Here is an 11,994-nt window from a genome sequence, read left to right as displayed (position 1 = left end):
AATTCGTACTTCCTTGGCCTCAAGACCAATTTGACCGTGTCGCTTTTCGAGCAGAACTTAAAGTATTCAGCATCTTAAACAACTTAATATGTTTATGTCGTGTAGTTTTATCATATTCTGTGCTGACAAAGTGTAGCAAATCATTGCAGAATTCAGGTATTGTTTTCCCCGAAAATTCTAAAATGGATTCCGCATATGATTGGCGCATTGATGCTCGACATCGCAGGCACTACCCTTACTCAAGAAGATATTGAACTCTTGGGTGCACCACAAGTCGGTGGTGTGATTTTATTCGGTCGCAATATTGAATCTCCTGCCCAAGTCCGCGCTTTGACTGATCATATGCGTCAGGTCCGTCCAGATATTCTGATTGCGGTGGATCAGGAAGGTGGCCGGGTACAGCGCCTGAAACAGGGCTTTACCCTGCTGCCTGCCATGGGCAAATTTGGTGAGCTTTATCAGACGGATCGTGAAAAAGCGCTGGAACTGGCCGAGAAATGTGGCTGGTTGATGGCGACTGAAGTACTGGCTGTCGGAATTGACTTCAGTTTTGCGCCTGTACTAGATCTGAATGATATTAGTGATGTGATTGGCGACCGTAGCTTTGCCAGAAATATTCAGGATATTATTCCACTAGCTAGTGCTTTTCTGAAAGGTATGAAACGTGCTGGCATGGCTTCGACCGGTAAGCATTTCCCGGGACATGGTTCGGTTAAAGCAGATTCGCATGTGGCCGCTGCCATTGATATGCGCAGCTATGAAGAAATCCAGCAAAAGGATATGCAGACTTTTATCCAGTTAAAATCACAACTCGATGCGCTTATGCCTGCCCATGTTATCTATAGTCAGGTTGATCCAAATCCAGCCGGTTTCTCAGAATTCTGGATTCAGAAAGTGTTACGTCAAGAACTTGGCTTCGACGGCGTACTGTTCTCGGATGATTTAAGCATGCAGGCTGCCTGTGTGGCTGGCGGTGCCGATGCCCGTATTCAGGCGGCATTAAAAGCAGGTTGTGATATGGGATTAGTCTGTAATGATCGCGCAGCACAGTGTATTGCACTTGAGGGCATTCAGGATCTGCCATTGCCCAATCAGCAGCGCCTGGAACGCATGCGCGGAAAAATTCCAGAGATTCAGATCGGCACTGAACTGGATCTTGGAGATGAATGGCGCCAGATCCGTGATGAAATCAGCCAGTTTAAAGATCAGGTTCTGTAATTTTTTAATGATCTGAATACGACAAAGGAACACGACAAGGTGTTCCTTTTTTATTATCATGTTGAAAAGACTGCTATATTGATGAGCAGCATTGAATTAAAACAACAATAAGGTCAGGACGACATGACAGAATCTCTTTCACAACATCGCCATATTTCTTTTACTGCACACTATACTGGCTATATCTGGTACAAAATGGGGATTTCACATCCGGTATTTGCTACCTCTAAAGGTAAATTCCTTGCCAAACTGGTTCATCCACTGGAGTCATGGGCTGAGCGTCATGTAGGCGGCAGTATGCGCACCACCCTGAAACAGCGTCATCAAATGATTGACGAACACCTAGGTCAGTTAATTAGTGAATATCCTCAATTACAGGTACTGGAAATTGCCAGTGGCTTATCCCCACGCAGCTGGAATTTTAGACAGAAATTTCCCGGGATTAATTATCGGGAGCTAGATCTGCCCGATATGGCCAGGATCAAAACCAATGCTTTGCAGCAGATTGATCAGGATGCCCCGGAAGTATTGAGTGCCGATATTTTTAGTGCAGAACTGGCGAATATTTTTAAAGTCTTTGACCCGCAGCAACCTCTCGTTATTATTAGTGAAGGCCTGATCAATTACTTTGATCAAAAAATGCTGTTTACCTTACTCAAAGGCATTACCGAATATGGTCAAGGCTTTAGTGAAGTGCATTATCTCAGTGATATTTATCCTGAACCAGTCAAAAATAAACTGGCAAGCTTTATCTGGGCTTGTAGCCGTCTGCTAAAATTCATGTCACGCAGTGCATTCACCTTTCATTTTAAATCACCCCAAGAACTACAGCAGTTTTTTCAGCAAGCTGGGTTTATGCAGGTGGAGGTCGAACAACCACAACGTTATTTTGCAGAACCTCGACAGCAGAGTCTTCATTATGAACAGGATGAACATTTGGGCGATTTAGTCTGGATGATTCATGCGGTGAAAAAAAACAGCGTTTAATTACGCTGTTTTTTTATGAATTCTATTGTTTTAGATGACTGCATCGAATACTTCAGCCTGTTGAATTGCTTTCTCTTTCTGGACAAAGCGTAATAAACGCTCTGCTACATCAAAACTGCCATGCTTGAACAAGGCACGTAACTGAGTGTCATCATGTTCGAAGATCAGACATTCGATCTTGAACTCACCTTCTTCATCTTCCAGATGTAAAGCCAAATCTCGTGGATAAGCTGCTGCTTGATCGGTTAATCCAGGTTCTAATTCAAGCAACACCCCAAAGAAGTTCATATCGACAATTTCTGCCTTGAGCACCAGATCAGAATGGCGATGACTTAAATAACGCTGTGGATCCTGAACCGTAATCCGCTCTTCACCACGTCGTTCGATCTGCTGCATCTGTTCACGGGTGAACGGGATAATACCTTCGAGCTGATCAACCGGTTCATCACGCAGGAAAGTTGCAAATAGATGCATGGTTTCTTTACGGCGCTGTAACTGAGGCACATGATCTGCAGAAGCGATCTGCACATACTGCATGTTTGGACATTGCAGGGCAAAATTGGCATTTTCATGCGGCAAAGTAAAGCTGTCATACTGCCCGCAAGCCACCAAAACTTTGCATTGAGGAATCGGTACATTGGTCAGTCTTAAAAGACGGTTACAGTTGATGTCATAGCGGTCCTGTTCTGTCGCTGTAAATTCTGACATCTGCTTAAAGAACAACCGTTTTGCTGTTGGCGACATGCGAGTTTCCTTTAAACGTGCATGATTGACCAGATACAGAATCACCGCTTGGCCGAATTCATCCATGCGCTGTTCTTTCATTAAATGCAAAGATTCTTCCAGCAGCATGCGCCAGCTTTTGCGGGTTTTCTGCATTACACCCATCAAAATCATACGGTCTACCAGTTCAGGACGCTGATCTGCCAGGCAGGAAGCCACCACTGAACCTAAAGACATCCCTAGAATAGCCACCTTAGGCAGTTGCATCTGCTCCAGCCATTGGCCTAGCATCGCTGCCAGATCTTCCAGTTCAAGTGTTCCTGCAGATAAGCCGGTATCAACGTTAGTAATTTGCTGGTTGGCCCCCATGGAAGGTAAATCAATTAAAATAATAGGTCCCGCATCAAATAACTGTTCTACACAATATTTGTAAGAATTAAAGTTCTGAAAAGCTCCCCCAATAATCACCATTGGGCGCATATGCAAAGTATCAGGACGCGCAATGGCCATATACTCGATTTTCCAGCCATCGATCCATGTCGTACGTGCTGGTTGCTTGAAACTGTGCTTATCATAAAGATCAAAAAAACCGTAATGGCTATGTTGGTCCAATGCCTGGGCATCCATCTGGATAATGGAATTCATATTCCTTTCCTCCGTCCTTGCCTTATTTTTATTGTGCAAGTCATTATTTACAGATCTTATGCTTCAGGATTATTCCGATTATCCTGAACACGCATCCTGCGCTGTAGTAATTATATCAATGACATCTATGTCGCTACATTTCATTCTATACAGAGCGGCTTTTCACAAGCAACTGATTCGACAACCACTTATCTGCTTTTAAAGATAAAACAATTTCAAAATGTTTAGAAACAGTGAAAAGCTTATGATTTTTAAGTGATGGGCTTCATTGTCCGGCATCAGACTGTTAATATCAAAGTGAAATTTCTAAGTGATTGAACCGCTATGCAAGAGTCTATTGAACAATACATGCAAACGGTAGGACAGCAGGCACGCCAGGCTTCTCGCATTTTGGCTCGTGCGTCTACCCAAACTAAAAACAGCGCATTGTCAGCAATTTATACCGCTTTAGAAAACAGCCAGGCAGCTATTCTGGCTGCTAACCAGATTGATATGAATAAAGCTCACCAGAACAATCTGGATAGTGCCCTGCTTGATCGCTTAGAACTCAACCCCGCACGCTTTAAAGGTATGTTACAGGGCCTGAAAGATGTGATCAACCTGAAAGATCCAATTGGTGAAATCACTGATATGGCTTACCGTCCTACAGGGATTCAGCTTGGCAAGATGCGTGTGCCTTTGGGCGTAGTGGGTATGATTTATGAATCGCGTCCCAATGTAACTCTGGAGGCTGCTTCACTGGCATTGAAATCTGGAAATGCGATTATTCTGCGTGGCGGTTCAGAAGCTCTGGAATCTAACCAGGCCATTGCAACTGCCATCCAGCATGGCTTAAAAGTGGCAGGTTTACCTGAAGCATCAGTTCAGGTGATTAATACGACTGACCGTGCTGCAGTTGGCCAGCTGATTACCCTGACTGAATATGTCGATGTGATCGTACCGCGTGGTGGTAAAGGCTTAATTGAACGCATTACTGAAGAGGCACGTGTGCCTGTGATTAAACATCTGGACGGGAATTGCCATGTCTATGTCGAAGCACAGGCTGATCTGCTCAAAGCCCTGCCAATTGCTTTAAATGCCAAAACCCATCGTTATGGCGTATGTAATGCCATGGAAACTTTGCTGGTTGATGAGAAAGTGGCTGAAGATTTCCTGCCTCGAATTGCTGAGCTGTATCAGGAAAAACAGGTGGAACTTCGTGGTTGTCGTGAAACCCAGCGTATCTTGGGCAATCAGGTAGTTGCCGCAACAGAAGAAGACTGGTACACCGAATATCTGGGTCCGATTCTGGCAGTTAAAATCGTATCGGGTGTTGAGGAAGCCATTGAACATATCAATAAATATGGCTCGCATCATACTGATTCAATTATTACTGAGAATTACAGCATCGCTCGTGAATTTTTAGCTGGTGTAGATTCGAGTTCAGTCATGATCAATGCCTCTACCCGCTTTGCCGATGGTTTTGAATATGGCTTAGGGGCGGAAATCGGTATTTCGACGGATAAGATTCATGCCCGTGGCCCGGTTGGTTTAGAAGGCCTGACTTCCCAGAAATGGGTAGTCTTCGGCGATGGTCAGATTCGCCAGTAAATAGATAATAAAATCAGCCTTGTTCGCAAGGCTGATTTTTTATGCATTAGATGAATAAAAGACATGTTCAAGTAAATATGCAGCCTTTATAAAATTGCATATAATTTCTTCATATCCATACCTAAAAGGTAGAATAAATAAACATTATTTTTAAGAAATATAAGTTACAGTTTAATAGATCATTTTTTAGCAGTATTTTATTTATAAATGAAAACTATGAACTGATAAATTTTAATTATTATTGTCGCTATGGTCGATAATGCTTAAGTCTAATCGGCTAAAGTCTATCTAGGACAGTAAAAAAACCCATGTTAAAACATGATCACAGACCTATCTTGTGTCGCTTTTGCCAGCAGACAGGTCAACGAAATGGATGAGAATTTTAATTAGAATCGGGTAAACAATCGTGTCTAAATCAGTATTAGTTATTAATTGTGGCTCTTCTTCAATCAAGTTTGCCCTATTGCTTGAAGAACAGAATTTCCGTATTCACGGCTTAGCTGAGAACTTAGGCACAGAAAATGCCCGTATTAAAGGTGTGACTGTCGGTAATGAACCCGTCGATATTCATATTCCTTTTGCAGATCATAAAAAAGCGTTAGAAGTAGGTTTAGAGCGTCTGGCAAACTATAAGCCGGATGCGATCGGTCACCGTGTGGTACATGGCGGCAGTCTGACCAAAGCTGAACTGATTACTGACGAAATTATTGAAAAAATTCGCGAAGCAACTCCACTTGCGCCTTTACACAATCCGGCTCACCTGATCGGGATCGAAGCGACTAAACGTTTATTCCCAGATTTGCCACAAGTCGCAGTATTCGATACAGCTTTCCATCAAACCATGCCGGCACATGCTTACCGTTATGCGCTGCCTAAATTCCTTTATACCGAATATGGCGTACGTCGTTATGGTTTCCATGGTACCAGCCATGCTTATGTATCAGATCGCGGTTCTGAACTGGCGGGCAGCTTTAAGCAAGGTGGCTGGTTAACAGCTCATCTCGGTAATGGTAGTTCGACCTGTGCCGTATGGAATGGCCAAAGTGTAGATACCTCAATGGGTCTGACGCCACTTGAAGGTGTGGTGATGGGGACCCGTAGTGGTGATGTCGATCCAAGTTTGCATAGCTTCCTGGCTGCAAACCTAGGCTGGGATGTATATAAAATTGACAAGATGCTCAACAAAGAAAGTGGCTTGCTTGGTTTGTCTGACAACCTGTCTAATGACATGCGTACCCTGATTGAAGCCTCAGAACAAGGTAGTGAAGATGCGACTCTTGCGATTGAAGTATTCTGCTACCGTCTGGCGAAATCTTTAGCTGCTTTAAGCTGTGGTCTGCCACGTATTGATGGTCTGTTCTTTACCGGTGGTATTGGTGAAAACTCGGCGTATATCCGTGAAAAAACCATGGTTTATTTACCACATTTCGGTTTCAACCTGGATAAAGACGCTAATAGCAGTTTGAAACGCGGTACTGAAGGCCGGATCGATAACGGTACAGGCCCACAAATCTGGGTAGTCCCGACTGATGAAGAAGGCCGAATCGCGAAAGAAACTCATTATGTGGTAGAGCATGAAGTGGAGCAAGCCACTGCAAAAAAGTCTGAACCTGAAGCTGCGCTTGCATAAGCAAGCCCGGTTCCCTTTTACCTAATTTCTATTATTGCGCGACTGATATTACTTATGAAAACGATTTTATTGGTGCCGACCGGGGAAGGCGTCGGCTTGACTTCAGCCTGTTTAGGTTTGGTATATGCTTTAGAATGCCAAGGGGTAAAAGCAGGTTTTGTGAAACCTTTTTCACAGGAAAAAAGTCAGGAAACAGATCGCACTACAGCACTCTATCGTCATTTATCCCAAAGTGAAACCGTTGAACCGATTGCTTATGAAAGTCTGATTCAGCGCTTTAATCTGGGTGAAACAGATGAATTGCTTGAAGATGCAGTACGCCTGCATCGTGAGATTGCCAAAAATCACGACCTGATTATTGTTGAAGGTTTGGTACCAAATAGCCGCGATACCTTTGCGCCAAGCTTTAATGCAGCCTTGGCACAGGCACTAGATGCCAAAGTCATCATTGTCAGCAATGCTGATATCAACCAGCCTGAAGTGGCAGCTGAAAAAGTTGAAAGCCAATTACGTTATCTGGGTGGGTCCTCTTCTACCCGTATGGCTGGCGTATTATTTATGCGCACCAAAGGCTTACCAGAAGATTCTGCACAAATCCCGGTGACCATTGATCCTGGATTACGCCTGATTAGTGATACCAATAAATTTATAGCAGCTATTCAAAAAAACCATGCCCATATTGGTTCTGAAAAGCTTCCAGTGATTGGTCTAGTTCCATTCAGCAATACTTTAAGTGTGCCACGTATTTCTGACCTGGCAGCGCATATTTCAGCAGACTGGGTGAACTTGGGTGAAGCAAAGCAGCGCCGTGTCTTACACAGCAGTTTAATTGCGTCCAATATTGAGCATGAATTACATAAATTTTTGGCTGGCGAGCTGATTATCAGTGCATCAGACCGTATTGATGTCTTGCTGGCAAGTAGCCTGGCGAGCAGCAATGGCATTCCATTGGCAGGACTGGTGCTGACTGAACACTATGAGCCAAATGCAGCGGTACTGGAATTCTGCCAGACAGCAATCAAACATGGTCTGCCTATTTTGCATACGCCACTCAGCACTTTTGAAACTGCCCAAAGTCTGGCCAATTTAAGCAATGAAATTCCATGTGATGATACTGAACGCGCTGAACAGGTGACCCGTTTTGTATCCAGTCACTTAAATGAAGAGTGGATCGCACAGCTAATCAATGGTTCTTACAAGCCACGTCTGTCTCCTTCTGCATTCCGTCATGAACTGGTACAAAAATCGATTGCTGCGAAAAAGCGTATTGTGCTGCCGGAAGGTGATGAGCCACGTACCATTCAGGCAGCTGCGATCTGTCAATCTCGCGGGATTGCGCACTGTATCTTATTGGCAAAACCGGAAGAAGTGGTTGAAGTTGCTAAAGCACGCAATATTGAATTACCGCACGATCTTGAAATTATTGATCCAGACCTGATTCGCGAGAATTATATCGAGAAAATGGTTGAACTGCGTAAAGGCAAAATCAATGAATTGCAGGCGCGTGAACAGTTACAGGATACTGTGGTACTCGGCACCATGATGCTGGCACTTGATCAGGTGGATGGTCTAGTTTCTGGTGCAGTACATACGACTGCTAATACCGTTCGTCCTGCTTTCCAGTTGATCAAGACAGCTCCTGAATATTCACTGGTTTCTTCTGTGTTCTTTATGCTGCTGCCAGATGAGGTCTATGTTTATGGTGACTGTGCGATTAATCCAGATCCAGATGCCGAACAACTGGCTGAAATTGCAATTCAGTCTGCTGACTCCGCAAAAGCCTTTGGCATTGATCCACGTATTGCCATGATTTCTTACTCTACTGGTACTTCGGGTACAGGTGCAGACGTAGAAAAAGTGGCGAAAGCGACAGAGATTGCTAAACAGCGTCGTCCTGATCTGCTGATTGATGGTCCACTTCAATATGATGCCGCTTCAGTTGAAAGTGTAGGCCGTCAAAAAGCACCAGACTCACAAGTGGCTGGTCGTGCCAATGTGTTTATCTTCCCTGACCTAAATACCGGTAATACCACTTATAAAGCGGTACAACGTGCAGCAAATGTCGTGAGTGTCGGTCCAATGCTGCAAGGCTTGAATAAGCCGGTGAATGACCTGTCACGTGGTGCGCTGGTCGATGACATTGTATTTACCATTGCTTTAACTGCGATTCAGGCTGATCAGCAAGCTAGTTAATTTTCTTTAATCACTCCACAACCATCTGGTCAAAAGATCGGGTGGTTTTTTATTGATCTATTTTACAAACTTTCTCAATAATCATTGGAGTATTTATCATCTACAGATCGTCTAGCTCAAAAAATTATGCAGGTTCTTAATCCGCGCTATGAGTAAATAAAACTAAAATAAAAAGATTGATGATACAAAATAAATGCCAGCCGAACAGGCTGGCATTTACCACTTTAACAGATCAGAGTGCCTATTTAAGCTTGCATCCAGTTTGACTATTTAAGCCAAACCAGAACAAGTCAGGCAACGATCATGCTTATACCGTGGTCCATTCTTTGTGCACATCTTCTGCTGTTTTATTCAAGATCACGCTGTCATCTTTCACTTCGCTTACCCAGCTGACCGGAATCAGATGATGCTCATTATTCTCGTCATCACTTCTTGTCAATTTAATCTTGTCCTGACCTTCTAAATGATCCACTTTACCAACTTGAGTACCATCTGAAGCAATTACTGAAGCATGTTCTTTGATGTCATTTGTATTAAAGTTACTCATTCCAATTGCCCTATTTATAGAAGTTGAGAGACCTCAGTCTAAGCCCTAAAAAATTGGTTGTGTGTAAGGGTTTTCAGGCTTTGGGTTTTTCTGGGTTAATAATGTAATGAAGAAAAATAACTGTGTCACAGGCGTGTTGTGGCAAGGCCAAGATGATTGAAATATTGTTTTTTTATTAAGGTAATTTGAAGATTTGAAGATTTGAAGATTTGAAGATTTGAAGATTTGAAGATTTGAAGATTTGAAGATTTGAAGATTTGAAGATTTGAAGATTTGAAGATTTGAAGATTTGAAGATTTGAAGATTTGAAGATAGGCTAATTTTTTAGCTCTTAAAATGTAAAAAAGAAGATAAAGCTTAAGCTTGATCTTCTTTCTGGCCGTAGAACCAAGTAGCAGCGATATAAAGACTAAAAGCAATTACCATCAATACACTAGTCAGGGTCATAAAGAAAACTCATCATTCATTTGATAAGCGCATTATGTAAAAGTTTTATGACAGTTATATGACAATGATGAAATTTTCATAATTTTAATTAATTAATAAAAATCATATATTTAGAATATATTTAATTATATTCCAATAAATTTTAAGCTGAAATATGACAGTAAATATGACAAAAACCTGTCATTTTTAACCAATCTTTCAGCCAAAGTCATATGCCTTATTGCTTAAACTATAAACTTTTGGCCAATGTCCCTGCAAAACGCCCACAACCGGATTCATTTGTCTTATAATTTAGCCCGCTAGCTAACAGCCCGCTCAAGAGATATTTGTATGACAACTATTATCAAGCAAGATGACTTGATCACATCGGTTAAAGATGCGCTTCAGTTCATTTCTTACTATCATCCACAAGACTTCATCCAAGCGATGAGCCGTGCGTACGACCGTGAAGAGAACAAAGCTGCGAAAGATGCGATCGCGCAAATCTTAATTAACTCACGCATGTGTGCAGAAGGCCACCGCCCTATCTGCCAGGATACTGGTATCGTCAACGTATTTGTTGAAGTGGGTATGGACGTTAAATTTGATTTAACCATGAGCCTGGACGATGCGATCAACGAAGGTGTACGCCAAGGTTATCTTGAAAACTCTAACGTACTTCGTGCCTCTGTACTGGCTGACCCTGCTTTTGGCCGTAAGAATACCAAAGACAACACGCCTGCTGTGATCTATCACAAACTTGTTCCAGGTAACAAAGTAGACATCACTGTTGCTGCTAAGGGTGGCGGTTCAGAAAACAAATCTAAACTGGCAATGTTGAACCCGTCTGACTCAATCGTGGACTGGGTATTAAAAACTGTTCCAACTATGGGTGCAGGCTGGTGTCCTCCTGGTATGCTGGGTATCGGTATTGGTGGTACTGCTGAAAAAGCCATGATGCTTGCAAAAGAAGCATTGATGGAAGAGATCAACATGGACGAATTGCTTCGTCGTGGCCCACAAAACAAACTTGAAGAACTTCGTATCGAAATCTTCGAGAAAGTAAACGCATTGGGCATTGGTGCTCAAGGTCTTGGTGGTTTAACCACTGTTCTAGACATCAAGATCAAAGATTACCCTTGTCACGCTGCGGGCAAACCAGTCGGCATGATCCCGAACTGTGCTGCAACCCGTCACGCACACTTCACACTTGATGGTTCAGGCGTTGCGCATATTCAAGCACCAAGCCTTGAAGACTACCCATCAGTCACTTGGGATTCTTCATCTTCTAAACGTGTTGACCTAGACAACATCACTCAAGAAGAAATGAACTCTTGGAAACCAGGTGATACGCTGCTTCTAAACGGTACAATCTATACTGGCCGTGATGCTGCACACAAACGTATGGTAGACATGCTGAACAACGGTGAAGAACTCCCTGTTGATCTAAAAGGCAAATTCATCTACTACGTAGGTCCTGTTGATCCAGTGGGTGACGAAGTTGTAGGTCCTGCAGGTCCAACAACTGCAACTCGTATGGATAAATTCACTCGTCAGGTATTAGAAGCAACTGGTCTTTATGGCATGATCGGTAAAGCGGACCGTGGTCCTGCTGCTGTTGAAGCAATTAAAGACAACAAAGCGACTTACCTCATGGCGGTTGGTGGTGCTGCATACCTCGTATCTAAAGCAATCCGTGAAGCTGAAGTGGTTGCATTTGCTGATCTGGGTATGGAAGCGATCTACAAGTTTGTAGTGAAAGATATGCCTGTATCTGTAGCAGTTGACGTAAATGGTACATCTGTACACGCGACTGCTCCAAAAATCTGGCAAGCGAAAATTGGCAAAATTCCAGTAGTTGACGCTGCTGCGGGTTAATTTAAGCTATATAAAAAAGCACCCTTAATGGGTAATGCCAGTCAGTTAAGAGATTGACTGGCATTTTTTTGGGTATTTCTGTGGTTTCCCTTTCACAACTCGTGGGTAGTTTCTACTTCTTTTTTTCGGTAAAACATACCTTTTAGATTTTTCCATT

At 43.0% G+C, this 11,994-nt stretch carries 8 protein-coding genes; 6 read left to right on the top strand and 2 right to left on the bottom strand.

Features of this window, described 5'->3' with window-relative positions:
- Positions 1–195 precede the first annotated feature (195 nt).
- Positions 196–1,218 carry a beta-N-acetylhexosaminidase gene (gene nagZ, locus FTV14_RS05605; RefSeq protein WP_180053500.1) on the top strand — a complete coding sequence of 341 codons (1,023 nt, stop codon included), beginning with the start codon at positions 196–198 and terminating at the stop codon, positions 1,216–1,218.
- Between the two features lie 123 nt (positions 1,219–1,341).
- Positions 1,342–2,205: a class I SAM-dependent methyltransferase gene (locus FTV14_RS05600; RefSeq protein WP_180053499.1), complete on the top strand. Its 864-nt coding sequence runs from the start codon at positions 1,342–1,344 to the stop codon at positions 2,203–2,205.
- Between the two features lie 30 nt (positions 2,206–2,235).
- On the opposite strand, the gene FTV14_RS05595 is transcribed toward FTV14_RS05600, so the two are convergent.
- Positions 2,236–3,573: an alpha/beta fold hydrolase gene (locus FTV14_RS05595; protein WP_034703230.1), complete on the bottom strand. Its 1,338-nt coding sequence runs from the start codon at positions 3,571–3,573 to the stop codon at positions 2,236–2,238.
- 324 nt (positions 3,574–3,897) lie between these two features.
- On the opposite strand from FTV14_RS05595, the gene FTV14_RS05590 reads away from it, so the two are divergent.
- From FTV14_RS05590 to pta, 3 genes are all read left to right on the top strand, one after another.
- Positions 3,898–5,163: a glutamate-5-semialdehyde dehydrogenase gene (locus tag FTV14_RS05590; RefSeq protein ID WP_180053498.1), complete on the top strand. Its 1,266-nt coding sequence runs from the start codon at positions 3,898–3,900 to the stop codon at positions 5,161–5,163.
- A gap of 406 nt (positions 5,164–5,569) precedes the next feature.
- A complete protein-coding gene (locus tag FTV14_RS05585) occupies positions 5,570–6,793 on the top strand; it encodes an acetate kinase (protein ID WP_180053497.1) in 1,224 nt (407 codons plus the stop codon).
- A gap of 54 nt (positions 6,794–6,847) precedes the next feature.
- Positions 6,848–8,986 (top strand): phosphate acetyltransferase, encoded by a 2,139-nt coding sequence (gene pta / locus FTV14_RS05580; protein ID WP_180053496.1) that lies wholly within the window; start codon positions 6,848–6,850, stop codon positions 8,984–8,986.
- Positions 8,987–9,293: 307 nt separating this feature from the next.
- Here the strand turns inward: pta and FTV14_RS05575 are convergent, their stop codons facing one another.
- Positions 9,294–9,533 carry a DUF2171 domain-containing protein gene (locus FTV14_RS05575; RefSeq protein WP_166136309.1) on the bottom strand — a complete coding sequence of 80 codons (240 nt, stop codon included), beginning with the start codon at positions 9,531–9,533 and terminating at the stop codon, positions 9,294–9,296.
- 777 nt (positions 9,534–10,310) lie between these two features.
- Between FTV14_RS05575 and FTV14_RS05570 the strand changes: the two genes are divergently transcribed.
- Positions 10,311–11,837: a fumarate hydratase gene (locus FTV14_RS05570; protein WP_005232211.1), complete on the top strand. Its 1,527-nt coding sequence runs from the start codon at positions 10,311–10,313 to the stop codon at positions 11,835–11,837.
- The last annotated feature ends 157 nt before the right edge of the window (positions 11,838–11,994 follow it).

Origin of the sequence: Acinetobacter sp. YH12236 (assembly GCF_013417645.1) — a bacterium.
Classification (GTDB): domain Bacteria; phylum Pseudomonadota; class Gammaproteobacteria; order Pseudomonadales; family Moraxellaceae; genus Acinetobacter.
This window is presented reverse-complemented; position numbering and strand designations above follow the sequence as displayed.

Excerpts from the sequence above, each read along its gene's own strand:
- nagZ (WP_180053500.1), top strand. The coding sequence starts at position 196 with ATGATTGGCGCATTGATGCTCGACATCGCAGGCACTACCCTTACTCAA.
- FTV14_RS05600 (WP_180053499.1), top strand. The coding sequence starts at position 1,342 with ATGACAGAATCTCTTTCACAACATCGCCATATTTCTTTTACTGCACAC.
- FTV14_RS05595 (WP_034703230.1), bottom strand. The coding sequence starts at position 3,573 with ATGAATTCCATTATCCAGATGGATGCCCAGGCATTGGACCAACATAGC.
- FTV14_RS05590 (WP_180053498.1), top strand. The coding sequence starts at position 3,898 with ATGCAAGAGTCTATTGAACAATACATGCAAACGGTAGGACAGCAGGCA.
- pta (WP_180053496.1), top strand. The coding sequence starts at position 6,848 with ATGAAAACGATTTTATTGGTGCCGACCGGGGAAGGCGTCGGCTTGACT.
- FTV14_RS05575 (WP_166136309.1), bottom strand. The coding sequence starts at position 9,533 with ATGAGTAACTTTAATACAAATGACATCAAAGAACATGCTTCAGTAATT.
- FTV14_RS05570 (WP_005232211.1), top strand. The coding sequence starts at position 10,311 with ATGACAACTATTATCAAGCAAGATGACTTGATCACATCGGTTAAAGAT.